General features: G+C 66.9%; 25 protein-coding genes. 18 read left to right on the top strand and 7 right to left on the bottom strand.

Going from position 1 to position 22036, the window contains the following annotated elements; translation table 11 throughout:
* Nucleotides 1-189: 189 nt before the first annotated feature.
* The 3 genes from uvrA to M1L61_RS06180 all read left to right on the top strand — a co-directional run bounded on the left by uvrA (nt 190) and on the right by M1L61_RS06180 (nt 4398).
* On the top strand, nt 190-3180 hold the full coding sequence (gene uvrA, locus M1L61_RS06190) for an excinuclease ABC subunit UvrA (protein ID WP_248854450.1): 2991 nt from the start codon (nt 190-192) through the stop codon (nt 3178-3180).
* Nucleotides 3180-3587, top strand: coding sequence for a thioesterase family protein (locus M1L61_RS06185; RefSeq protein ID WP_010483330.1), 408 nt, complete (start codon nt 3180-3182; stop codon nt 3585-3587). Before uvrA ends, M1L61_RS06185 begins: the two co-directional genes overlap by 1 nt.
* A gap of 85 nt (nt 3588-3672) precedes the next feature.
* Nucleotides 3673-4398 (top strand): enolase, encoded by a 726-nt coding sequence (locus M1L61_RS06180; protein WP_248854449.1) that lies wholly within the window; start codon nt 3673-3675, stop codon nt 4396-4398.
* Nucleotides 4399-4470: 72 nt separating this feature from the next.
* Here the strand turns inward: M1L61_RS06180 and M1L61_RS06175 are convergent, their stop codons facing one another.
* Complete coding sequence (locus M1L61_RS06175) at nt 4471-4917, bottom strand: copper chaperone PCu(A)C (protein WP_010483333.1); 447 nt, start codon at nt 4915-4917, stop codon at nt 4471-4473.
* A 34-nt stretch (nt 4918-4951) separates the two neighbouring features.
* Between M1L61_RS06175 and M1L61_RS06170 the strand changes: the two genes are divergently transcribed.
* The 4 genes from M1L61_RS06170 (at nt 4952) to M1L61_RS06155 (ending at nt 8677) form a co-directional block, all read left to right on the top strand.
* On the top strand, nt 4952-5728 hold the full coding sequence (locus M1L61_RS06170; RefSeq protein WP_010483336.1) for an enoyl-CoA hydratase/isomerase family protein: 777 nt from the start codon (nt 4952-4954) through the stop codon (nt 5726-5728).
* Between the two features lie 99 nt (nt 5729-5827).
* On the top strand, nt 5828-6736 hold the full coding sequence (gene tesB / locus M1L61_RS06165) for an acyl-CoA thioesterase II (RefSeq protein ID WP_005412623.1): 909 nt from the start codon (nt 5828-5830) through the stop codon (nt 6734-6736).
* Nucleotides 6737-6740: 4 nt separating this feature from the next.
* Complete coding sequence (locus M1L61_RS06160) at nt 6741-7235, top strand: pathogenicity-like protein (protein ID WP_049411387.1); 495 nt, start codon at nt 6741-6743, stop codon at nt 7233-7235.
* A gap of 224 nt (nt 7236-7459) precedes the next feature.
* Entirely contained in the window at nt 7460-8677 is a 1218-nt protein-coding gene (locus tag M1L61_RS06155) for a sigma-70 family RNA polymerase sigma factor (RefSeq protein ID WP_043396739.1), read from the top strand.
* A gap of 51 nt (nt 8678-8728) precedes the next feature.
* Here the strand turns inward: M1L61_RS06155 and M1L61_RS06150 are convergent, their stop codons facing one another.
* Complete coding sequence (locus M1L61_RS06150; RefSeq protein ID WP_049411392.1) at nt 8729-9289, bottom strand: EF-hand domain-containing protein; 561 nt, start codon at nt 9287-9289, stop codon at nt 8729-8731.
* 156 nt (nt 9290-9445) lie between these two features.
* Between M1L61_RS06150 and M1L61_RS06145 the strand changes: the two genes are divergently transcribed.
* Both M1L61_RS06145 and M1L61_RS06140 read left to right on the top strand, forming a co-directional pair.
* Nucleotides 9446-10201, top strand: a complete 756-nt coding sequence (locus M1L61_RS06145) for an arginyltransferase (RefSeq protein ID WP_049411393.1) — start codon at nt 9446-9448, stop codon at nt 10199-10201.
* Nucleotides 10202-10239: 38 nt separating this feature from the next.
* Nucleotides 10240-11454 (top strand): endonuclease/exonuclease/phosphatase family protein, encoded by a 1215-nt coding sequence (locus tag M1L61_RS06140; protein ID WP_049411395.1) that lies wholly within the window; start codon nt 10240-10242, stop codon nt 11452-11454.
* Nucleotides 11455-11551: 97 nt separating this feature from the next.
* Here M1L61_RS06140 and purT read toward each other — a convergent pair whose 3' ends face one another.
* Nucleotides 11552-12739, bottom strand: a complete 1188-nt coding sequence (gene purT / locus M1L61_RS06135; RefSeq protein WP_099560424.1) for a formate-dependent phosphoribosylglycinamide formyltransferase — start codon at nt 12737-12739, stop codon at nt 11552-11554.
* A 137-nt stretch (nt 12740-12876) separates the two neighbouring features.
* Between purT and M1L61_RS06130 the strand changes: the two genes are divergently transcribed.
* From M1L61_RS06130 to M1L61_RS06110, 5 genes are read left to right on the top strand one after another with little or no spacing between them, the layout of a single operon-like run.
* The gene (locus M1L61_RS06130) at nt 12877-13758 is read left to right on the top strand and encodes an SPFH domain-containing protein (RefSeq protein WP_248854448.1); all 882 of its coding nucleotides are present in this window, start codon (nt 12877-12879) and stop codon (nt 13756-13758) included.
* 45 nt (nt 13759-13803) lie between these two features.
* Nucleotides 13804-13983 (top strand): hypothetical protein, encoded by a 180-nt coding sequence (locus M1L61_RS06125; protein WP_010483358.1) that lies wholly within the window; start codon nt 13804-13806, stop codon nt 13981-13983.
* Nucleotides 13980-14159, top strand: a complete 180-nt coding sequence (locus tag M1L61_RS06120; protein ID WP_010483360.1) for a DUF4177 domain-containing protein — start codon at nt 13980-13982, stop codon at nt 14157-14159. Before M1L61_RS06125 ends, M1L61_RS06120 begins: the two co-directional genes overlap by 4 nt.
* A gap of 3 nt (nt 14160-14162) precedes the next feature.
* The gene (locus M1L61_RS06115) at nt 14163-14756 is read left to right on the top strand and encodes a PH domain-containing protein (protein WP_043396750.1); all 594 of its coding nucleotides are present in this window, start codon (nt 14163-14165) and stop codon (nt 14754-14756) included.
* A gap of 9 nt (nt 14757-14765) precedes the next feature.
* The gene (locus tag M1L61_RS06110; RefSeq protein WP_010483364.1) at nt 14766-15575 is read left to right on the top strand and encodes a M15 family metallopeptidase; all 810 of its coding nucleotides are present in this window, start codon (nt 14766-14768) and stop codon (nt 15573-15575) included.
* A 159-nt stretch (nt 15576-15734) separates the two neighbouring features.
* Here M1L61_RS06110 and M1L61_RS06105 read toward each other — a convergent pair whose 3' ends face one another.
* The 4 genes from M1L61_RS06105 to M1L61_RS06090 form a co-directional block, all read right to left on the bottom strand.
* Nucleotides 15735-16106 (bottom strand): DUF423 domain-containing protein, encoded by a 372-nt coding sequence (locus M1L61_RS06105; RefSeq protein WP_010483366.1) that lies wholly within the window; start codon nt 16104-16106, stop codon nt 15735-15737.
* A 103-nt stretch (nt 16107-16209) separates the two neighbouring features.
* Nucleotides 16210-17283, bottom strand: a complete 1074-nt coding sequence (locus M1L61_RS06100; protein ID WP_021203110.1) for an SRPBCC family protein — start codon at nt 17281-17283, stop codon at nt 16210-16212.
* Nucleotides 17284-17517: 234 nt separating this feature from the next.
* The gene (locus M1L61_RS06095; protein WP_005408537.1) at nt 17518-18159 is read right to left on the bottom strand and encodes a response regulator transcription factor; all 642 of its coding nucleotides are present in this window, start codon (nt 18157-18159) and stop codon (nt 17518-17520) included.
* On the bottom strand, nt 18159-19361 hold the full coding sequence (locus M1L61_RS06090; RefSeq protein ID WP_043396763.1) for a sensor histidine kinase: 1203 nt from the start codon (nt 19359-19361) through the stop codon (nt 18159-18161). Before M1L61_RS06090 ends, M1L61_RS06095 begins: the two co-directional genes overlap by 1 nt.
* A 153-nt stretch (nt 19362-19514) precedes the next feature.
* Between M1L61_RS06090 and M1L61_RS06085 the strand changes: the two genes are divergently transcribed.
* From M1L61_RS06085 to minE, 4 genes are read left to right on the top strand one after another with little or no spacing between them, the layout of a single operon-like run.
* Nucleotides 19515-20111: a GNAT family N-acetyltransferase gene (locus tag M1L61_RS06085; protein WP_010483371.1), complete on the top strand. Its 597-nt coding sequence runs from the start codon at nt 19515-19517 to the stop codon at nt 20109-20111.
* Complete coding sequence (gene minC / locus M1L61_RS06080; RefSeq protein ID WP_248854447.1) at nt 20057-20896, top strand: septum site-determining protein MinC; 840 nt, start codon at nt 20057-20059, stop codon at nt 20894-20896. The genes M1L61_RS06085 and minC overlap by 55 nt, the downstream gene beginning before the upstream one ends.
* 37 nt (nt 20897-20933) lie before the next feature.
* Nucleotides 20934-21743 carry a septum site-determining protein MinD gene (gene minD, locus M1L61_RS06075; RefSeq protein ID WP_010483375.1) on the top strand — a complete coding sequence of 270 codons (810 nt, stop codon included), beginning with the start codon at nt 20934-20936 and terminating at the stop codon, nt 21741-21743.
* Nucleotides 21744-21745: 2 nt separating this feature from the next.
* Nucleotides 21746-22006, top strand: a complete 261-nt coding sequence (gene minE / locus M1L61_RS06070; protein ID WP_004148073.1) for a cell division topological specificity factor MinE — start codon at nt 21746-21748, stop codon at nt 22004-22006.
* The last annotated feature ends 30 nt before the right edge of the window (nt 22007-22036 follow it).

Here is a 22036-nt window from a genome sequence, read left to right as displayed (position 1 = left end):
TGAACGGTCCGGGGCCCAGGCAGCCGGGCATGGCCCGGCTCTACACAAAGCTGTCGGCCTGTCTCATCAGGTGAGACATCGGGCTGGCATTGTCGCCCATTGCCCCCATCTGGTCACCTCGGTAGGCTGACCGATTGCCGTTCCCTGCTGGCCCGGCACCCAGCCAACGCCCCCACAACCGGATCCCCCATGGCGATGGATTTCATCCGCATCCGCGGCGCGCGGACGCACAATCTGAAGAACCTCGACCTCGACCTGCCCCGCGACAAGCTGATCGTGATCACCGGCCTGTCCGGCTCGGGCAAGTCCTCGCTGGCGTTCGACACCATCTATGCAGAAGGCCAGCGCCGCTACGTCGAGTCGCTGTCGGCCTATGCACGGCAGTTCCTGAGCGTGATGGAAAAGCCGGACCTGGACCACATCGAGGGCCTGTCCCCGGCCATCTCGATCGAGCAGAAGTCGACCTCGCACAACCCGCGTTCGACCGTCGGCACCATCACCGAGATCTACGACTACCTGCGCCTGCTGTACGCCCGCGTCGGCACCCCGCGCTGCCCGGACCACGGCTACCCGCTGGAGGCGCAGACGGTCAGCCAGATGGTCGACCAGGTGCTGACCCTGGACCCGGAACAGCGCTACATGCTGCTGGCCCCGGTCATCCGCGACCGCAAGGGCGAGCATGCGCAGGTCTTCGACCAGCTGCGTGCGCAGGGCTTCGTGCGCGTGCGCGTGGACGGCGAGCTGTATGAAATCGACGCGGTGCCGCCGCTGGCGCTGCGCCAGAAGCACACCATCGAAGCGGTGATCGACCGGTTCCGCCCGCGCGAGGACATCAAGCAGCGCCTGGCCGAGAGCTTCGAGACCGCGCTGAAGCTGGGCGACGGCATGGCCTCGGTGCAGAGCCTGGACAACGCCGAGACCGCGCCAACCCTGTTCTCCTCCAAGTACTCCTGCCCGGTCTGCGATTACTCGCTGCCCGAGCTGGAACCGCGCCTGTTCTCCTTCAACGCGCCGATGGGCGCCTGCCCCGGCTGCGATGGCCTGGGCATCGCCGAGTTCTTCGACCCTTCGCGCGTGGTCGTGCACCCGGAGCTGTCGCTGGCCGCTGGTGCGGTGCGTGGCTGGGACCGTCGCAACGCCTACTACTTCCAGCTGATCGCCTCGCTGGCCAAGCACTACAAGTTCGACGTGGACGCCGCGTGGAACTCGCTGTCGGCCAAGATCCAGCAGGCCGTGCTGTACGGCAGCGGCGACGAAACGATCACCTTCACCTACTTCACCGAAGCCGGTGGCCGCACCCAGCGCAAGCATCGCTTCGAGGGCATCATTCCCAACCTCGAACGCCGCTACAAGGAAACCGAATCGCCGGCGGTGCGCGAGGAGCTGTCCAAGTACATCAGCGAACAGCCGTGCCCGGAATGCAACGGCGCGCGCCTGAACAAGGCGGCACGCAACGTGTTCGTGGCCGATCGTCCGCTACCGGAGCTGGTGGTGCTGCCGATCGACGAGGCACTGAAGTTCTTCAGCGAACTGAGCCTGCCGGGCTGGCGCGGCGAGATCGCCGCGAAGATCGTCAAGGAGATCGGCGAACGCCTCGGCTTCCTGGTCGATGTCGGCCTGGATTACCTGACCCTGGAGCGCAAGGCCGACACCTTGTCCGGAGGCGAGGCGCAGCGCATCCGCCTGGCCAGCCAGATAGGCGCCGGTCTGGTCGGCGTGATGTACGTGCTCGACGAGCCGTCGATCGGCCTGCACCAGCGCGACAACGAACGCCTGCTCGGCACCCTCACCCGCCTGCGTGACCTGGGCAACACGGTGATCGTGGTCGAGCATGACGAGGATGCGATCCGGCTGGCCGACTATGTGCTGGACATCGGCCCGGGCGCGGGCGTGCACGGCGGCGAGATCGTCGGCCAGGGCACCCTGCAGGACATCCTGGAGGCACCACGCTCGCTGACCGGCCAGTACCTTTCGGGCAAGCGCGCGATCGAGATCCCGGCGCGCCGGCACACCCCGAACCCGAAAATGACCCTGCATCTGCGCGGGGCGACCGGCAACAACCTGAAGGGCGTGGACCTGGCGATTCCGTCGGGGCTGCTGACCTGCGTGACCGGCGTGTCCGGCTCGGGCAAGTCGACCCTGATCAACGACACCCTGTTCTCGCTGGCCGCCAACGAGATCAACGGCGCCTCGCATCCGATCGCTCCCTACAAGGAGATCGATGGCCTGGACCTGTTCGACAAGGTGGTGGACATCGACCAGTCGCCGATCGGCCGCACCCCGCGTTCGAACCCGGCCACCTACACCGGCCTGTTCACTCCCCTGCGCGAACTGTTCGCACAGGTGCCCGAAGCGCGTGCGCGTGGCTATTCGCCGGGCCGCTTCAGCTTCAACGTGCGCGGCGGCCGCTGCGAAGCCTGCCAGGGTGATGGCCTGATCAAGGTCGAAATGCACTTCCTGCCGGACGTGTACGTGCCGTGCGATGTCTGCCATGGCAAGCGCTACAACCGCGAGACGCTGGAGATCCTGTACAAGGGCTTCAACATCAACGACGTGCTGGAAATGACCGTCGAGGATGCGCTGAAGCTGTTCGAGCCGGTGCCGTCGATCGCGCGCAAGCTGGAAACGCTGGTCGACGTCGGCCTGAGCTACATCAAGCTGGGCCAGAGCGCGACCACATTGTCCGGTGGTGAAGCGCAGCGCGTGAAGCTGTCCAAGGAACTGTCACGCCGCGATACCGGCCGCACCCTGTACATCCTCGACGAGCCGACCACCGGCCTGCACTTCCACGACATCGAGGCGCTGCTGGGCGTGCTGCACAAGCTGCGCGACGAAGGCAACACGGTGGTGGTGATCGAGCACAACCTGGACGTGATCAAGACCGCCGACTGGATTGTGGATCTGGGACCGGAAGGCGGCCATCGCGGTGGCACCATCCTGGTCACCGGCACGCCGGAGGACGTGGCGGCCTGCCCGCAGTCGTACACCGGCCAGTTCCTGGCCCGCATGCTGCCCTCCACCAGCGCGCGCCCGGAGCAACCGGCTGCGGTGGCCAACAAGCCCGACGCCCGTCCGCCACGCAAGGTGAAGCCTGAGAAGCCGGCGAAGAAGGCGGTGGCTGCCAAGAGCACCGGCAAGACCAGCAAGACCGCGACGACCCGCAAGAAGAAGGACGCCTGATGAGCAGCGAACACAAGATCCTGGCCCGCATCCCGATCAGCGTGCGGTGGCGCGACATGGACAGCATGGGCCACGTCAACAACGCCAAGTACATTTCCTATCTGGAAGAAGCCCGCGTGCGCTGGATGCTGGGCGTTGAAGGCGTGTCGATGACCGACCGCATCGCACCGGTGGTGGCCGCGACCAACGTCAACTACCGGCTGCCGATCGTGTGGCCCAACGACATCCTGGTCGAGCTGTTCGTCGAGCGCCTGGGCAACAGCAGCGTGACCATCGGCCACCGCATCGTCGACCAGCAGGACGATTCGAAGCTGTATTCCGACGGTAACGTGGTGGTGGTCTGGATGGATACGCAGACCGGCAGGAGCGCACCGCTGCCGGAGGCGATCCGCAGCGCGTCGAGCTGATCCGCTTCTGGTAGATGCCGACCTTGGTCGGCGTCTGGTCCGCCGGGCATGGCCCGGCGCTACCGTTGCAATTCAAAGGATTGACATGATCCACCAGACTGAACTGAGCGACCTGCTGCCCGGCATGGTCCCCTTCCCCACCGACGTCTTCCCCGCTGACCAGGCGTGGCTCGCCCAGCATCTGCTGCCGCTGCTGAAGATCGACCTGGGCGTGCTGCGCCCGGAACTGGCCGGCCAGGTGGCAACGATGCTGTGCCCGATCGAGCCGTATGACGGCTGCATCGGCGAGACCACCGAAGAACACCACAACGATTTCACCGGCACCAACTGGATCGCCTTCGAACTGACCGCCGGCAACGAGATGCGCTTTCTCGGCAACGAGGGCTATTTCATCGGCGACGCGGTGCAGGACAAGCACGCGCAGGAACACATCGCACAGATGCGCGAGAGCTACGCCAAGGCCCGCGACTACCATGCCGCGCACGGCCGTCTCGCCTGCTACTCGCGCTACGGCAACGGTGAGGCCAGCGAGCGCGATTACCTGGATACGCTGGGGGGACGGATTTCCTGTGGCAACTGGATCGAGACCGCGGAGATTCCCGCGGCATTCGAACTGGGCTTCACCGACGCTGCCGATGACCCCAACGCTGCGGACGATGCTGAAACGGTGATCATCACCCGCAATGGCAACACGTTCTTCGCCGTGGCCGACGTGGCCGGCTACAACTGGTGCGCCACCGGTGCCGATGCGATCGTGATGCTGTACGAGCCGGAAAGCCGCACGGTGCTGTTCTCGTACGACTGGACGTAAGCCCCCGCAGTAGTGCCGGCTGCTGGCCGGCATTTCCTGTGCTGCCGGCCAGCGGCCGGCACTACCATCCCGCTACGGCGCAGCCTTGCGCACGGTCAGCGCCGCACTCGCTTCGCCACCGCCTTCCAGCTGCAGCCGCAGCGGCAGCGCCTGGCCTTCCTTCAACGGGCCCTTGCCCTGCATCAGCATCAGGTGCAGGCCACCGGGCTTGAGCTCGGCACGCGCGCCCGGTGCCAGTGGCAGGCGCTCGATCGCGCGCATCCGGCTGACCCCATCGACGATGGTGGTTTCGTGCAGCGACACATCGCCAAACACCGCACTGCTTGCGCCGGTGATCACCACCGCCTTGCTGCAGCCGTTGTGGATCACGCCGTAGCCGGCGGTCATCGGCATCGCCGGATTCGGTGGCAACCGCGCCCAGCCCTGCTCCACCGTGACGCAGGCCGGTTCCGCCGCCGAAACCGATGCTGCGGCCGCACACAGAACCAACAGTACGCCAACGAATGGTTTGGTTATCATCGTCCAGGTTCCTTCTTCGCAACGAGACCGCAGCATGACGACGCTCATCGAGGTGATCAACCATGGCCCAATTCGCGAACTGCGCCTGGCGCGGCCGCCGGTCAACGCACTGGACACCGAACTGTGCCGGCAGTTGATCCATGCCATCGAGCTGGCCATGGCCGAAGACGCGCACGGCATCGTGCTGTCGGGCAGCGAGCGCATCTTCACCGGCGGCATGGACGTGCCGCACCTGCTCTCGCATGGAGATGACAAGCACAAGTTGCTGGACACCTGGAACGCCTTCTTTGGCGCCGTGCGCACGCTGGCCGAGAGCCGCATTCCGGTGGTCGCGGCGATCACCGGCCACGCCCCGGCGGGTGGCTGCGTGCTGGCCCTGTGCTGCGACTACCGCGTCATGGCGCGCAGCGCCGATCCGTCGCGACCGTATGCCATCGGCCTGAACGAAGTGCAGGTCGGCCTGATCGCACCGGAGGGCATCCAGCGCCTGCTGCGCCGTGCGGTGGGCGTGCACCGCGCCGGTGTCCTGCTGACCACCGGTTCGCTGGTGCCGGCCGAACAGGCGCTGCAGATCGGCCTGGTCGACGAACTGGCCGAAGGTGACCTGGTGGTCGCGCGTGCCGTGGCCTGGCTGCAGAACCTGCTCAAGCAGCCGCGCCAGCCGATGCTGCTGACCCGCGCCATCGCCCGCGCGGATCTGCACGTGGCGCTGCAGCCGGACCTGATCCAGCTCGACCGCTTCGTCGAGGCCTGGTTTGCGCCGGACGCACAGAACGCCCTGCAGGCGCTCGTGGCCCGCCTCGGCAAATAGCGGTTGCCTCGCCCGGGGTCAGATCCCTTTCGCCGGGCGAAAGGGAACTGACCCCTGACCGGTATAATCAGGCCCTCTTTCACTGCCGTGGCCGCCCCCTTGAACGACACGCCCGAACCCGTCGTCTCCGAGCTGATCGACCTGCTCACCCTGGAGCGGCTGGAGGACAACCTGTTCCGCGGGCAGAGCCGCGACATCGGCACCAAGTACGTGTTCGGCGGGCAGGTGCTGGGCCAGGCGCTGGCCGCGGCCCAGGCCACGGTCGACAACGGCCGCCACGTGCACTCACTGCACGCCTACTTCCTGCGCGCCGGCAACATCGACCACCCGATCGTCTACGACGTGGACCGCACCCGCGACGGCGGCAGCTTCTCGGTACGCCGGGTCACTGCGATCCAGCACGGCAAGGTGATCTTCTTCTGCGCGGCCTCGTTCCAGCAGGCCGAGACCGGCGCCGAGCACCAGCACAAGATGCCCGAAGTGCCGCAGCCGGAAGACATCGAACCGAACCGTCCGCTGCCGGCCGAAGTGCTGGAGCGGCTGCCGATCAAGGTGCAGCGCTGGCTGTCGCGCGGCGGCCCGTTCGAGTTCCGCCATGTCTACCCGCGTGACGAACTGAACCCGCCCAAGCGTCCGCCCTACCACCAGGTGTGGCTGCGCCTGAGCGAGCCGGTCGGCGACGCCCCGGAACTGCACCAGGCGCTGCTGGCCTATGCCTCCGATTTCCACCTGCTGGGAACGGCAACCTTCCCGCACGGCATCAGCTATTACCACCCGCACGTGCAGATGGCCTCGCTCGACCACGCGATCTGGTTCCATCGCCCGTTCCGCGCCGACGACTGGCTGCTGTACTCCCTGGACAGCCCCAGCGCGCAGGATTCGCGCGGCCTGGCCCGCGGCCAGTTCTTCACCCGCAACGGCGTGCTGGTGGCCAGTACCGCGCAGGAGGGCCTGATCCGCGTGGTTCCCGACCAGGCCGCGGCCGCCGCCGTGCCGGCCAAGGAGTAAACCGATGCGCCAGATCTTCAGCAGCCAGCGCGTGGAAACCGTCGAAGGCGTAGCCGACCTGCTGCGCGAGCACGGCATCGACGTCAAGGTGACCAACGGGCGCTCGTACAAGACCCGCCGCCGCGGTCAGTTCAGCTATACCGACCTTGGCAACGCCAACGCCTACCCGGCAGTCTGGATCGTGCGCGCCGACGATCAGCCGCGCGCACGCGAAATCCTGCGCGAGGCCCGCCTGCTCGACACCACCCGCCGCGACCACCCAACCGCCGAGTTCGCCTTCCGCGACACCGCCGAAACGAGCGGCAGCGGCCGCGGCTGGGCCTGGCGCATCCGCATCGCCCTGCTGGTGGTGATCGCCGGCGTGGCGCTGGTGATCGGCCTGCGCCATCGCGGCGCCCCGGCACCTGCCGCGCAGGCCCAGCCGCAGCAGGCGCAACCGGCCCCTCAGGCCGCGCCGGAAGAGGAAGAAATCCGGGTCCGTATCCAGCCCTCCAAGTAAGAGGCGGTAGCGCCGGGCCATGCCCGGCGAGCACAGCGGCCTGGCAGCAGGGCCGCGACTTCACCGTAACCCGTCAGGATTGGAGCCCCCTTGTTGTTCAAGGGGGCGCGCCAACGGCGCGGGGATGAGGTGGAATGCGCGGACCGCAGATGCATCAGCATCTGCGGTCACATTGGGCGCGCAGCTCCGTCATGGGACACAATCCCAGCAGGAGAGCCGCCGCCATGACGACGTTCGCCGCATCGATCGACCAGACCCTGGAACGCGAACTGCCCGCTGCCGCCAGCGGTTGCCAGCACGCCTACGGCCGCATCGTGCTGGCCTGCCAGAACACGGTCACCGCCATCGCGCTGGCCATCACCCGCGACCGCCAGGCCAGCGAGGACATTGCCCAGGAAGCCTTTGTGAAGGGCTGGCAGCAGCTGCACCAGCTGCGCAGCGCGACCAGCTTCCTGCCGTGGCTGCGGCAGATCACCCGCAACCTGGCCCGCGACTGGCTGCGCGCCCAGCGTGGCCGTCCACTGACCGGCGAGGCGGCCGAGGTGGCGATGGGGATGGCCGCAGATCCGTCGCCGGGCGCCGCCGATCGCCTGCAGCGGGTGGAGGAAGAAATCGCCGCCGAGGACATCATCTCCACCCTACCCGCCGACAGCCGCGAAGTGCTGTTGCTGTACTACCGCGAAGGCCAGCGCTCGCAGCAAGTGGCCGACCTGCTCGGTCTCAGCGACGCGGCGGTGCGCAAGCGCCTGTCGCGCGCCCGCACCCTGGTGCGCGACGGCCTGCTGCAGCGCTTCGGTGAGTTCGCACGCAGCAGCGCGCCGAGCGCTGCATTCGCCACCGCCGTGGTGTCGATGGTCCTGGTGGCCGCACCCGGCACCGCCAGTGCCGCGATCCTGCTCAGCACCGGCGTCGGCGTGGGCGGCAGCAAGCTGGGCCTGGGCGGCGTCAGTGCCGCAGGCGGCGCAGCCATGGGTTCACTGACGGCCGCCGCCAGCCAGCTGCACCTGATACCCGCCAGCAACTGGGCCGCCGTTGCCGGGGGCGTCGTCGGTGGCATCATCGGCAGCTATCTGGGGGGCCGCTTCCTGCTGCGCTTCGCAGACACCCCGCAGGAACGGGCGGCCGTGCGACGGTTCGTGCACCTCAATACGTTCACTGCGATGGTCGTCTGCACCAGCCTGTTGGTTTCGCTGATGCTGCAGGTGCCGCTGTGGCTGCAACTTGCCATTCTCGTCATCGGCCTGGGTACGGTGAACTACCAGTGCCTGGTGCCGCTGCAGCGCGTGATGGCCCCCATGATCGCGCGTGATTCGGCGCGGCGCGGCCGCAGCGGAACCAACTGGCAATACGAATCCGTCTACGGGCGCACCGGCATCATCGGCGCGAACGTCTTCGTGATCGCCCTGGTGGTGTATGCATTGATGCGCAGCGGAAACGTATAACGGACAACGCCGGCAGTCTGCCGGCGTTGTCGTCATTCACTGCGTCGACCCTCAGCGCTGCGGCGCCGGTGCGCCACCGTCGCGCGGACCGCCATGGCGCGGGCCACCGTGCATCGGGCCCTTGGCGGCGTCGAACTCGGCCTTGCTCAGCTGGCCGTCCTTGTTGGTGTCGGCGGCAGCGAACCAGGCATCACGATGCTGCTTCATACGCAGCTCGCGGTCGGCCTTGTCCAGATAGCCGTCCTTGTTCAGATCAAGCTGGTCGAAGCGCGCGGCCAGGCGCGGATCGGCCTTGGCTTCCTCGCGGCTGATGCGGCCGTCCTTGTTGACGTCCAGCTTGGCCCAGCGCTCACCGCCGTGGCCACGGCGACCATGCTTCCAGCGCGGCAGCTCATCGCGCGAGAGCTTGCCGTCCTTGTTCTTGTCCAGCTCGTCGAACTTCGCGGCCAGGCGCGGGTTGGCAGCGGCTTCGCCGCGGTCGATGACGCCGTCGCCGTTGGTGTCCAGCTTGGCCGGACGCTGCGCGGGCGTGGCCGGGGTGTCGGCAGCGAGCGCGATACCGGAAGCGGAGGTGCCGAGCAGCAGGGCCAGCAGCAGGGGGTTACGGATCATGAGGTCACTCCTGGGGATGGGAACAGCGTCGGGGTGATCACTTCACCCTCGGGGGACAACAACGCCCGGGCGCGACATCGGTTGACGCCGCTGCCGGTGCCATTCATCCGGCGGACAGTCGCCGCCACTGCGACAACCTGGGGCTATGCTGTGCCCATGGCGATGCATGGCGACAGAGACGACGAACTGCGACTTTTCCAGACCGGCGAGCACCCCTGCGGGTACTGGTCGGACCGGGTGGCACGCGACCTGGTGCTGGACCCGAACGACCGGCGCCTCGGTGCGCTCTATCCGCTGGCACTGAGCTGGGGCTTCCGCCGCAGCGGCGATCTGGTCTACCGGCCCCATTGCGCGCACTGCCAGGCCTGCGTGGCGGTGCGGATCCCGGTGGCGCGCTTCGCTCCGGACCGCAGCCAGCGCCGCTGCGCCGCCCGCAATGCCGACCTGGAGGTACGGATCACCGCCGCCACCGCCCGCGACGACCTGTTCGCGCTGTATCGCCGCTACCTCACCCACCGCCACGCCAATGGCGGCATGGACGACCACGGCCCGCACGAATTCGAGCAGTTCCTGATCGGCAGCTGGTCGCACACCCGTTTCATGGAAATGCGCCTGCCCGGCCACGACGGCCAGCCCAGCCAACTGCTGGGGGTGGCGGTGACCGACGTCACCGAGCACGGCCTGTCGGCGGTCTACACGTTCTTCGACCCGGACCACGCCGCGCGCGGGCTGGGCACCTTCGCGATCCTGCAGCAGATTGAATGGGCGCGCCGCGAGGGCCTGCCACACGTGTACCTGGGCTACTGGATCCGCGGCCACCAGAAGATGGACTACAAGCGCCGCTTCCATCCGCTGGAGGCGTACGACGGCCGCCGCTGGCACGATTTCGACAACGAACTGGACGGGCGCTGACAAACCGCTGACACCAGGCCAGGTGCACAATACGGCCCATGAACATGACCCGCCGCCATCCCCTGATCCTCGCCCTGGCCCTGCTCTGCGGCGCCACCGCCCCTGCCTTCGCCACGTCCCCCGCGATGACCGAAAAGCCGTCCACTGCGCTGCGCCTGGCTACCTACAACACCTCGCTGTACTCCGACGACGCCGGTGGCCTGATCAAGGAACTGGAAGGCGACAGCGAGCACGCACGCAAGATCGCCGCGGTACTGCAGCAGGTGCGCCCGGATCTGGTGCTGCTGAACGAATTCGATTTCGACGACGCCCATCGCGCCGCCGACCTGTTCCAGAAGCGCTACCTGGAAGTCGCCCAGCCCGGCGGCGGCAAGCCGCTGCATTTCGCCTACCGCTATCTGGCCCCGGTCAATACCGGCGTGCCCAGTGGCCTGGACCTGGACAACAACGGCGTGGTCGGCGGCGAAGGCCGCAGCCGCGGCAACGATGCGTGGGGCTACGGCCTGCACCCGGGCCAGTACGGCATGCTGGTGCTGTCGCGTTACCCGATCGATGAAGCCAAGGTACGCAGCTTCCAGCTGCTGAAATGGAGTGCGATGCCGGGTGCCATCCGCCCGGTCGATCCGCGTACCGGCCAGAGCTTCTACAACGACCAGGTGTGGTCGCAGCTGCGCCTGTCGTCGAAGTCGCATTGGGACGTGCCGGTGAAGACCCCGGCCGGCGTGGTGCATGCGCTGGTCTCGCACCCGACCCCGCCGGTGTTCGACGGCCCGGAGAAGCGCAACGCGGCGCGCAACCACGACGAGCTGCGCCTGTGGCAGGAGTACCTTTCCAAGGGTGACAAGCCGTGGCTGTGTGACGACAAGGGCCAGTGCGGTGGCCTGGCGCAGGACGCACGCTTCGTGATCCTGGGCGACCTCAACAACGACCCGGTCGACGGCGATGGCCGCCATGAGGCGATCGTCGAGCTGATCGAGAACGCCCGCGTGCTGCGCTACCCCACCCCGCGCAGCGTCGGCGGTGAGCAGACCAGCCTGGCCTATGCGGCCAAGGGCATCGAGCGCAAGGGCGCACCGTTCCACGCCACCGGCGACTTCGGCCCGAAGTCCGGCACCATGCGCCTGGACTACGTACTGCCCTCGACCGGTTTCGAGTACATCGGCAGCGGCATCTTCTGGCCGGCCAATGAAAGCCCGGAGGCGAAGATCGCCGACGGCAGCGACCACCACCTGGTGTGGGTGGATGTGCGGTAGAGTCGACTGTTAGTCGACTGCACGGAAATCTGTACCGACCAACGGTCGGTACCCACCGGGTTTGGGTAGGCGACGACCGTTGGTCGTCGCTCCTTTCTTACGGGCGCAGTTCGACGCCGATGGCGTCGGCGGCATCACGCGCGATGGCGCGTGCTTCGTCAATGGTTTCCGCGCGCGCCAGGGTCACGCCCACGCGGCGATGGCCGTGCACGCTCGGCTTGCCGAACAGGCGCACGGCGGTGTCCGGCACGTGCAGGGCGGCGGCGACGTTGTTGAAGTACGGCACGCCCTCGCCGTGCGCCAGCAGCGCGCACGAGGCCGACGGGCCGCTCTGGCGGATCACCGGAATCGGCAGGCCGAGGATGGCGCGCGCGTGCAGCGCGAACTCGCTCAGCTCCTGCGATACCAGCGTCACCAGGCCGGTGTCGTGCGGGCGCGGCGACACTTCGCTGAACCACACCTCATCACCCTTCACGAACAGCTCCACGCCGAACAGGCCCCAGCCACCGAGGTCGTCGGTGATCGCGCGCGAGATCTCTTCGGCACGCGCCAGTGCCGCGCTCGACATCGGTTGCGGCTGCCAGCTTTCGCGGTAGTCGCCATCCTTCTGCAGATGGCCGATCGGCGCACAGAACGAGGTGCCACCGGCATGGCGCACGGTCAGCAGGGTGATCTCGTAGTCGAAATCGATGAAACCTTCGACGATGCAGCGGCCCGCACCGGCGCGGCCACCGGTCTGCGCGTAGTCCCACGCCGGGGCGATGTCCGCCTCGCTGCGCAGGGTGCTCTGGCCCTTGCCCGAGGACGACATCACCGGCTTGACCACGCACGGCAGGCCGATGGCGGCCACGGCAGCACGGTACTCGGCCTCGGTATCGACGAAGCGGTACGGCGAGGTCGGCAGGCCCAGGGTTTCGGCGGCCAGGCGGCGGATGCCTTCGCGGTCCATGGTCAGGCGTGCAGCACGCGCGGTCGGGATCACCCGCAGGCCCTGCTCCTGTTCCAGCTGGACCAGGGTCTCGGTGTGGATGGCCTCGATCTCCGGCACTACCAGGTGCGGCTGCTCCTGGGCGATCAGCGCGCGCAGGGCCATCGCGTCCAGCATGTCGATCACGTGCGAGCGGTGTGCGACCTGCATCGCCGGCGCGTCGGCGTAACGGTCGGCGGCGATCACCTCCACACCCAGCCGCTGCAGCTCGATGGCCACCTCCTTGCCGAGTTCGCCCGAGCCCAGCAGCAGCACGCGGGTGGCGGAGGGGGACAACGGAGTTCCAAGCTTGGCCATGGCAGTTCCAGCAGCGATGTGAAGGCGGGTGGGCATTCTAGCTGGCCGGGCACCCGGGCCATGGCATCCGACGAACGGTAGTCGACAAGTGATATCACTTTGATATCTTCACTTCGAACCCTCAAGGACGTACCGCCATGAAAGAGAAGTCGCTTGCCTCCCTCAACGGCCTCGGCACCCTGGCCGGATCCCTGCTGGCTGCGCTGGCCGGCGGCGCGCTGTTCGTGCTGGGGGTGGCGGCCAAGGCCAGCACCGGCTCGCCCAACCTGCTGCTGATGCTGGCCGGCGTGCTGGTGGTCGCTGCCGCGGTCTTCATCCTGGCCGGCCTGTACACCATCCAGCCCAACCAGGCGGCCGTGCTGAGCCTGTTCGGCAAGTACGTCGGCACCGTCAAGGACAACGGCCTGCGCTGGAACAACCCCTTCTACGCCAAGCGCCGGGTCAGCCAGCGCGTGCGCAACTTCGAGAGCGGCAAGCTGAAGGTCAACGAGCTGGACGGCAGCCCGATCGAGATCGCCGCAGTGATCGTCTGGCAGGTGGTCGACGCCTCCGAAGCGGTCTACAACGTGGACGACTACGAGAGCTTCGTGCACATCCAGTCCGAATCCGCGCTGCGTGCGATGGCCACCAGCTATCCCTACGACCAGCACGAGGACGGCCAGCTGGCCCTGCGAAGCCATGCCAACGAGATCTCCCAGCACCTGAAGAACGAGCTGGCCGAGCGCCTGGCCGATGCGGGTGTGCAGGTGATCGACGCGCGCATCAGCCACCTGGCCTACGCCGCTGAAATCGCCCAGGCGATGCTGCAGCGGCAGCAGGCCAACGCGGTGATCGCCGCGCGCACGCGCATCGTGGCCGGTGCGGTCGGCATGGTCGAGATGGCCCTGGGCGAACTGCAGAAGAACGGCGTGGTTGAGTTGGACGAGGAGCGCAAGGCGCACATGGTCAGCAACCTGCTGACCGTGCTGTGCTCGGACCGCGGCACCCAGCCGATCGTCAATGCCGGTTCGCTGTATTGAGCCACACTCGCAACGGGGCGCCCCACCGCCCCGCCAGGAGCCCCCATGAGTGAGAAGAAAGCCTATCCGCTGCGCATCAACGCCGAGGTCCTGGCCGCGGCGCAGCGCTGGGCCGACGACGAGCTGCGCAGCCTCAACGCGCAGATCGAATACGTGCTGCGCGACGCCCTGCGCAGGGCAGGACGCCTGCCGAAACCCACGCCATCGCCGGAGGACAAGGAATGAGCACGCGCTGGAGTTACCAGACCATCGAAGTGAAGACCACGATGATGGGCACCCTGAAGGCCGAGGACATCCAGAGTGAACTGACCCGCCAGGGCCAGCTTGGCTGGGAACTGGTCAACGTCATCATCCCGGCCCCGATGCGCCCGGCGATGCTGGTGTTCAAGAAGGAGGCCTGAACCATGGGCGGCAGCGACCCCAAACCCTTTGACGTGGCCGAGAGCTCGCCGCTGCGCGTGCTCTGGATCGTGCTGCCGCTGCTGGCTGCCTTCGTGGCCTGCCTGTACGCACAGCTGTACAAGGCACCGGCAGGCGCCCCCTGGATCGAAGTGACGCTGTCGCCGCCCTGGTTCCGGATGGGCGGCAGTGCGGCATGGAGCCTGATCGTCATCGCTGTACTCGCTGTCGGGCTGGGAGCCGCATTCTTCCGCCGCCGCGTGGCGCTGGCCGGCAACGTGCTGGACGTGCACTCGACGATGTATCGGCGGCGCGTGCCGGTGGCGCAGCTGCGGCTGGACCAGGCCGAGGTGGTCGACCTGCAGCGTGACCGCCGCTACGGCATCCGTGTCAAAACCAATGGCTATTCAATGCCGGGCTTCTACTCGGGCCACTTCCGCCTGCAGGGCGGCGGCAAGGGCTTCGCCCTGGTCACCGACCGTGCGCGCGTCCTCGCCCTGCCGGTCAGTGATGGCAGCACGCTGCTGCTCAGCGTGGACCGGCCGCAGGCCCTACTCGATGCACTGCGCAAGGTGGCCGCGTCGGCGCCACGGCAGTAAGCTGCGGCGATGCAACGACGCGCCCCCCTGCTGATCAATACCGAGGCCATCGAGCTGTGGCCCGCCCACCTGCTGCGTGCACGCAGCAACCTGGATGCACGCCTGCTGTCGCAGGCGCACTGGGTGCTGCGGCGCAAGCGCGATGGCCGCTACCTGGCGGCGGTACTGGCGCAGGGTGTGCACGCCATGGTGCCGCGCCTGCCACGCGAGCCCGGGGTCGAGGAAGCACTGGCGCTGCTGGATGCCGCGGCAGCGCGGCCCTTCGCCGCCGGGCTGGAAGAACAATGGCTGCCGCTGGCCGGGTTGCAGCAGCGCCTGCAGCAGCTTGGCCTGGATGCACAGCGCTACGCAGACGGCAGCGGCTTGCCGCTGGAATCCGAACCGTGCCTGCTGCACTTCGCCGGTCGCGACCGCTTCGCCCGCCCATTGTGGCTGCGCCGTGGCGCCGCGCAGGGCTGGCGGCGGATGCAACTGCACGCGGCACAGGACGGAATTGCGCTGGACGCGATCTCCGGCTTCCGCAGCCATGCCTACCAGCTGGGCATCTTCGAACGGAAGCTGGCGCGCGGCTTGAGCGTGGCAGAGATCCTGAAGGTGAATGCCGCACCGGGGTTCAGCGAACACCACAGCGGCCACGCGCTGGACATCGGCACGCCGGGCGACGCGCCGGCCGAAGAATCGTTCGAAGCCACCGACGCGTTCGCGTGGCTGCAGGCCCATGCCGGTGAGCACGGCTTCCATCTGAGCTACCCCCGCGACAACCCGCACGGAATCGTCTACGAACCGTGGCACTGGTGCTGGAAGCCGGCCAACGGCTGAGCCCCTCGTGGCGAAAGCCTGGGGCAATCAGTGCATGGCCGCAGGATGGAACAAGAGAGCAAAGACAAAAGCGGGTCGCTTCGCTCGAAGCCGAGCATGGCTCGGCTCTACAGAAGCTGACGGCGCAGCGGTGTCGTGCTTGGCCGATCTCCGCTGCCGTCACCGCCTCAACGCATTGATCCCCAGCAACACCCATCCGGCCATCATGCTGGTGCCCCCAATCGGTGCCATCCGCGTCGGCCACTGCCACAACGCGCCGCCCACCAGGCTGCCGGAAAACAGCAGCACACCCAGCAGCAGCACGTACAGCGCCAGGTGCGCGATCGCTCCCTGCGCGCGCGGTCCGAGCGCCACCAGTACCGCACCATGCGCGAACGCATACAGCGCCGCCATGTTCAGATGCTGCTGCGCCAGCGGGTCGGCCACACCGTGCGAGGCGTAGGCCGACAGGCCGATCGAGGCGGCGGCCAGCAGCGCACCCAGGCAGGCCAGCAGCGAAGGCTTACGTGCGCGACGTTCGAGATTGAACATGTGGGCTCCTTGCGCAGCGCCCTTGCCGGGCGCCAGATGAAAAAAAACGCGCCGCAATGAGCGGCGCGTTTTCGTGTCCAACACTACATGGGTCAGCCGAAGCTTACTTGACGGCCCAGTAGATGTCGTAGGTACCTTCCGGGGTGAACGACTTGTCGATGCCGTCCTTCCAGGTTTCGTACGGACGGTCGATCACTTCGTTGCCGGAAGTCACGGCCCAGGCACGCAGACCGTTGCGGGCCACGTCCAGACCCGCCATGTGGCCGGTGTAGGCGGCATGCGCCGAACGGTGCGGAGCCACATGCACGTACTTGACCGGAGCGCCACCGTCGATCTTGACGGTCAGCTCTTCAGCGGTGGCACCTTCAGCACCCTTCTTCTTCACCGGCTGGGCGATGTCGAAGGCGTACTTTTCCTGACCGAAGTCGGTGGTGATGATGCGGAACGGACCGGCGGCTTCAAGGCCATTGGCCTCCATCACGCGCTTGATCCACTCCTGGTTGTCCTTGATGGACTTGGTGATCGTGTCCTGACCACGGTCCACGTTACCGGCGTTGACGACCAGCAGGTCTTCAGCCGGCACGTCGACGATGCCCAGATCGGTCAGCGGGGCTTCCGGGGTGCGGTAGTCCACGTTCGGGACGGTGGCCAGCATGTTGGCCATGCGCGACAGACCCATCTTGATGTCGTCGCCGATCTGGCGGCTGACATACAGGCCTGCATAACGGCCGAACAGGTCAAAGCCGTACTTCACCGAGTAGTCCTGGGTGATCTTGACGTTGCGGCCACCCTTGCCGGTCGGCTCCAGCGTGAAGGTGGTGATCTTGTCGTGACCCTTGGTGGCGTCATCGATGGCGATCGCAACACGCTTGTTCTCTTCGGCTTCGGTGATCTTCCAGGAACCGGTACCCAGGTCCTTGGAGGTGAAGTCGAGAGTGGCACCGACGCCGGAGGCCGGGCCGGACAGCTTCAGTTCAACGGCGGGATCGCGCAGTACCAGCGGGTTCCAGTCCTTGAAGCGGCGCAGGCTGCTGACCGTGTCGTACACGATCGTCATCTTGCGGTTGGTCTCGATGCTTTCGGTGATGTGACGCTCGCCCGGCAGACATACGCCAATGATGACGAACAGGCCAGCCACGATCCCCAAGGCGATCAGGAACTCGATAATACGGGTCATTCAGAGAGTCTCCGGGGCCGATCCCACGGCCGGGTTGATTGAAGCGAAGCGCCAATCCTAGCAGGCTTCGCGGGCATTGTTTATCGGGATTGGCGCACCGGTTTCCCTGCCGGCTGCGTATTTGTATGGACAAAGAATTCGAAGGGTACCGCATACCGATACCCGTGAAGTAGGGGGCAACCCCACCCGAGGGCCATGCCTGGGCCTCAAGTCATTGTCCTGAAAAGGTTTTCCTCAGACCAGCTGAAGCTCGAACGCCTTCAGTACGGCACGCGTACGGTCGCGCACGCCCAGCTTGGACAGGATGTTGGAGACGTGGTTCTTGATGGTGCCTTCGGCCACACCCAGCGAATTGGCGATCTCCTTGTTGGAGAAGCCACTGGCCATCAGGCGCAGGATCTCGGTCTCGCGGTCGGTCAACGGGTCCGGCCGGTCCAAGCTGACGAACTCGTTGCGCATGTGCTCCAGTCCGGACAGCAGGCGCTGGGTCACGGCCGGCTGCACCAGCGAACCGCCTTCGGCCACGGTGCGGATGGCACCGACCAGCTGCGCCAGGGTCACGTCCTTGAGCAGGTAGCCCTTGGCACCGGCCTTGAGCCCGGCCAGCACCAGCTGGTCGTCGTCGAAGGTGGTGAGGATGATGGTCGGCGGCAGCTGCTCCTGGCGCGACAGCACCTGCAGCGCCTCCAGCCCGGACATCACCGGCATGCGCATGTCCATCAGCACCACGTCGGGACGCACCTGCGGTATCAGCTCGACCGCCTGCCGGCCATCGCCGGCCTCGGCCACCACCTCGATACCGTCGTCGAGCGCCAGCAGGGAGCGGATTCCCTGCCGCACCAGGGTTTGGTCGTCGACCAGGCAGACGCGAATCATCAACGCACTCCTTCAGGAACCTTGGTAAGGGCGGCCACCAGCACCGTTGCCGGCACCGTCGCCCGCAACCGGAAGCCTTCACCGGGCCGGGTTTCGACCTGCAGCTGGCCACCACATTGTTGCAGGCGCTCGCGCATGCCGCGCAAGCCATTGCCCACATTGACCATATCCGCGCCGACACCGTCGTCGCGGGCCTCCACCACCACCCGGTCGGGGGCTTCACGGTACACCTTGATCCACAGGTGGCGGGCGCCGGCGTGGCGCACCGCGTTGGTGATGATCTCCTGGGTGCAGCGCAGCAGCACGTGGGCCCTCTGCGGGTCCTCCACGTTCAGCGGATCCTCGATGTCCAGCTGGATGTCCAGCGAAGGCACATTCTCGGTCAGCGGGCGCAGTGCCGCGGCCAGATCGATGGCGCCGGTCTCACGCAGCTGGCTGACCACCTCGCGCACGTTGCCCAGCAACAGCTTGGCCAGGGCGTGCGAGCGCTTCACATGGTCCAGCGCCTGGCCCTCGGCCAGGTGGCCGGCCACTTCCAGGTTCAGGGTCAGCGCAGTCAGCTGATGCCCCAGAAGATCGTGCAGCTCACGCGAAATGCGGGTTCGCTCATTGACCCGGGCGCTTTCGGCCAGCAGGGCGCGGGTGGCGCGCAGCTCCGAATTGAGCCTTCGCTGCTCGTCGCGGGCCTGGGTCTGCTGTCGCGCGACAAGGCTGGTCACGAAGATGAACATGGAAAAGCCGCCATACAGCAGCGATTGCATCACGGCTTCGAACAGCGGGAAGTGCAGCAGCATGTAATAGACCGGGGCCACCGCCAGCTGGCTGACCAGCAGCCACAGCACGCACAGGCGCGCCGACAGCATCCACGGAATGACGCCGGCAGCCACCATCATCAGGATGCTGCCAAGGCCGGAACCACTGAGGTAGCTGACGCCCAGCGCCGAAACCGTCAGCAGCAGCAGCAGGCCGCGGTCCAGCCAGGTGGTGTGACTGTCGCTGTCGCTGCGCAGGAGGCGGGTCAGCCAGTAGTACGCGGCGCCGAAGGACAGGTAGGCGACGAACAGCAGGATCGCCCAGCTGCCCATATCGCTGCGGCTGTGCAGGTTCTCGAACTGCGAGTACGCCAGTGGCAGGCCGACCATGACCCAGGTAAACAGGCCGGCCAGACGGAGGACGCGGGTATGGCTGAGGACTCCCAACATGCCAGCACTCTACGGGCCCGGCCTGCGTCGCGCACTCCCACGGAAGTCATGCATCTGCGGCCCCCTGTTCATGCCGCAGCCCACCCCGGGCATGCAATAATCGTGCGCAGGGTCCAATTTGACGGACCAACCGCGTTACCCCACGGAGTCACAATGTCGATTGTCATCCGCGACGTGCGCGAGCACGAGCTCGATTCCGTCCTGGCTTTGAACAACAACGCTGGCCTGGCCATCCTTCCCCTGGATGCGGCCCGCCTGCGCCTGTTCTACGAAACCGCTGAGTATTTCCGCGTCGCCGAGCGCGACGGCAACCTGGCCGGTTTCCTGATCGGCTTCGGCAGCGACAGCCAGCACGACAGCAGCAACTTCGCCTGGTTCAAGCAGCAGCTGGACACCCCGTTCTTCTATATCGACCGCATCGTGGTCGCCAGCCGCCGTCGTGGCGGTGGCGTCGGCCGTGCGTTCTATGCCGACGCGCAGAGCTTCGCCGAGCTGCGCTACCCGCAGATGACCTGCGAAGTCTTCCTCGACCATGGCGCCGATGCCGCCCTGCTCTTCCACGGCAGCTTCGGCTTCCGCGAGCTGGGCCAGAACACCATGCCGCAGGTCGATGTGCGCGCCAGCATGCTGGCCAAGGAACTGTGCAGCTACCCGTGGGTCCAGGAGACCTACGGCGGCAAGCTGCCGGATGTGGCATGGACACGTGCCCGGCAGCTGCCGGCACAGGCACAGCGGCCGACGGGGACCTGAGCGTGGCGGTGAATTTCGATTACGAACAGGCCGGTGAACTGAAGATCGGCCAGGTGGGCGTCGCCAACCTGCGCATCCGCACCCTTGATGTCGAGCGCCTTGTGCAGGAAATGCGTGAACGCGTCACCCGTGCGCCGAAACTGTTCGGCCGCGCGGCGGTGATCCTCGACTTCGGCGGCCTGAGCCAGGTGCCGGACGTGGCTACCGCGCAGGCGCTGGTCGATGGCCTGCGCAGTGCCGGCGTGCTGCCGGTGGCGTTGGCCTATGGCACCAGCGCGGTCGACCTGCTCTCGCAGCAGCTCGGGCTGCCCCTGCTGGCCAAATTCCGCGCCCAGTACGAGCGTGCCGAGGCCGAGCCGGCTCCGCCGCCGTCCGCGCCTGAACCGCGTCGCGCGGCCCGTGCCGAACCGAAGCCGGCGCCGGCCACGCCGGTGGCCAAGGTCGCCGCCGCACCGCAACCCGGCCGCATGCAGCTGGGCAACGTGCGTTCGGGCCAGCAGCTGTACGCTGAGAACTGCGACCTGACCGTGATGGCCACCGTCGGTGCCGGCGCCGAAGTCATCGCCGACGGCAGCATCCATATCTACGGCACCCTGCGCGGCCGCGCGCTGGCAGGGGCCCAGGGCAACACCGCGGCACGCATTTTCTGCCGTGATTTCCATGCGGAACTGGTGGCCATTGCAGGCCACTACAAGGTACTGGACGATGTCCCGGACAACCTGCGCGGCAAAGCCGTGCAGGTGTGGCTGGAACAGGACCAGATCAAGATCGCTGCGCTGGACTGACGCAGCTCCAAACTCATGCAGAACCAGGAGAAGTCCTTTGGCTGAAATCATCGTAGTCACCTCCGGCAAGGGCGGCGTCGGCAAGACCACTTCCAGCGCGAGCCTGGCCTGCGGCCTGGCACGGCGCGGCAAGAAGGTGGCGGTGATCGACTTCGACGTCGGCCTGCGCAACCTCGACCTGATCATGGGCTGCGAACGCCGCGTGGTGTACGACTTCGTCAACGTCGTGCACGGCGAAGCGACCCTCAAGCAGGCCCTGATCAAGGACAAGCGCTTCGAGAACCTGTACGTGCTGGCCGCCTCGCAGACCCGCGACAAGGACGCACTGACCCAGGAAGGCGTGGGCAAGGTCCTGAAGGACCTGGCCGCCGACGGTTTCGATTACATCATCTGCGATTCCCCGGCCGGCATCGAGAAGGGCGCCTTCCTGGCGATGTACTTCGCCGACCGCGCCGTGGTGGTGGTAAACCCGGAAGTGTCGTCGGTGCGCGACTCGGACCGCATCATCGGCCTGCTCGATTCGAAGACCCACAAGGCCGAGTCCGGCCAGGACGTGCCGGCCTTCCTGCTGCTGACCCGCTACACCCCGCTGCGCGTGGAAAGTGGCGAGATGCTCAGCATCGCCGACGTCGAGGAAGTGCTCGGCCTGAAGGCGATTGGCGTGATCCCCGAGTCGGGTGACGTGCTCAACGCCTCCAACAAGGGCGAACCGGTCATCCTGGATGTCGAGTCCGCTGCCGGCCAGGCCTACGACGACGCCGTCGCGCGCATCCTCGGCGAAGAACGCCCGATGCGCTTCACCAACGTCGAGAAGAAGGGCTTCTTCAGCAAGCTGTTCGGAGGGTAAGCATGGGCCTGTTTGATTTCCTCAAAGCGAAGAAGACCACCGCCGAAACCGCCAAGAACCGCCTGCAGATCATCATCGCGCAGGAACGCAGCAACCGTGGCGGCCCCGATTACCTGCCGCTGCTGCAGCGTGAGCTGCTGGAAGTGATCAAGAAGTACGTGAACATCGACGTCGATGCGGTGAAGGTCGACCTGGTGAAGGATGGCCAGCACGACGTGCTGGACATCTCCGTGGCGCTGCCTGAAGGCCCGGACAAACCCTGATCTCCTGCCCCGCCCGTGCCTGCATGGGCG

The sequence above is a fragment of the Stenotrophomonas sp. NY11291 genome (genome assembly GCF_023277365.1).
Classification (GTDB): Bacteria; Pseudomonadota; Gammaproteobacteria; order Xanthomonadales; family Xanthomonadaceae; genus Stenotrophomonas; species Stenotrophomonas geniculata.
This window is presented reverse-complemented; position numbering and strand designations above follow the sequence as displayed.

Excerpts from the sequence above, each read along its gene's own strand:
- M1L61_RS06140 (WP_049411395.1), top strand. The coding sequence starts at position 10,240 with ATGAACATGACCCGCCGCCATCCCCTGATCCTCGCCCTGGCCCTGCTC.
- M1L61_RS06160 (WP_049411387.1), top strand. The coding sequence starts at position 6,741 with ATGCGCCAGATCTTCAGCAGCCAGCGCGTGGAAACCGTCGAAGGCGTA.
- M1L61_RS06170 (WP_010483336.1), top strand. The coding sequence starts at position 4,952 with ATGACGACGCTCATCGAGGTGATCAACCATGGCCCAATTCGCGAACTG.
- M1L61_RS06185 (WP_010483330.1), top strand. The coding sequence starts at position 3,180 with ATGAGCAGCGAACACAAGATCCTGGCCCGCATCCCGATCAGCGTGCGG.
- M1L61_RS06150 (WP_049411392.1), bottom strand. The coding sequence starts at position 9,289 with ATGATCCGTAACCCCCTGCTGCTGGCCCTGCTGCTCGGCACCTCCGCT.
- purT (WP_099560424.1), bottom strand. The coding sequence starts at position 12,739 with ATGGCCAAGCTTGGAACTCCGTTGTCCCCCTCCGCCACCCGCGTGCTG.
- M1L61_RS06180 (WP_248854449.1), top strand. The coding sequence starts at position 3,673 with ATGATCCACCAGACTGAACTGAGCGACCTGCTGCCCGGCATGGTCCCC.
- M1L61_RS06130 (WP_248854448.1), top strand. The coding sequence starts at position 12,877 with ATGAAAGAGAAGTCGCTTGCCTCCCTCAACGGCCTCGGCACCCTGGCC.
- M1L61_RS06100 (WP_021203110.1), bottom strand. The coding sequence starts at position 17,283 with ATGACCCGTATTATCGAGTTCCTGATCGCCTTGGGGATCGTGGCTGGC.
- M1L61_RS06095 (WP_005408537.1), bottom strand. The coding sequence starts at position 18,159 with ATGATTCGCGTCTGCCTGGTCGACGACCAAACCCTGGTGCGGCAGGGA.
- M1L61_RS06115 (WP_043396750.1), top strand. The coding sequence starts at position 14,163 with ATGGGCGGCAGCGACCCCAAACCCTTTGACGTGGCCGAGAGCTCGCCG.
- M1L61_RS06110 (WP_010483364.1), top strand. The coding sequence starts at position 14,766 with ATGCAACGACGCGCCCCCCTGCTGATCAATACCGAGGCCATCGAGCTG.
- M1L61_RS06120 (WP_010483360.1), top strand. The coding sequence starts at position 13,980 with ATGAGCACGCGCTGGAGTTACCAGACCATCGAAGTGAAGACCACGATG.
- M1L61_RS06155 (WP_043396739.1), top strand. The coding sequence starts at position 7,460 with ATGACGACGTTCGCCGCATCGATCGACCAGACCCTGGAACGCGAACTG.
- M1L61_RS06105 (WP_010483366.1), bottom strand. The coding sequence starts at position 16,106 with ATGTTCAATCTCGAACGTCGCGCACGTAAGCCTTCGCTGCTGGCCTGC.
- M1L61_RS06145 (WP_049411393.1), top strand. The coding sequence starts at position 9,446 with ATGGCGATGCATGGCGACAGAGACGACGAACTGCGACTTTTCCAGACC.
- M1L61_RS06125 (WP_010483358.1), top strand. The coding sequence starts at position 13,804 with ATGAGTGAGAAGAAAGCCTATCCGCTGCGCATCAACGCCGAGGTCCTG.
- M1L61_RS06090 (WP_043396763.1), bottom strand. The coding sequence starts at position 19,361 with ATGTTGGGAGTCCTCAGCCATACCCGCGTCCTCCGTCTGGCCGGCCTG.
- M1L61_RS06175 (WP_010483333.1), bottom strand. The coding sequence starts at position 4,917 with ATGATAACCAAACCATTCGTTGGCGTACTGTTGGTTCTGTGTGCGGCC.
- M1L61_RS06085 (WP_010483371.1), top strand. The coding sequence starts at position 19,515 with ATGTCGATTGTCATCCGCGACGTGCGCGAGCACGAGCTCGATTCCGTC.
- minC (WP_248854447.1), top strand. The coding sequence starts at position 20,057 with ATGGACACGTGCCCGGCAGCTGCCGGCACAGGCACAGCGGCCGACGGG.
- uvrA (WP_248854450.1), top strand. The coding sequence starts at position 190 with ATGGCGATGGATTTCATCCGCATCCGCGGCGCGCGGACGCACAATCTG.
- minE (WP_004148073.1), top strand. The coding sequence starts at position 21,746 with ATGGGCCTGTTTGATTTCCTCAAAGCGAAGAAGACCACCGCCGAAACC.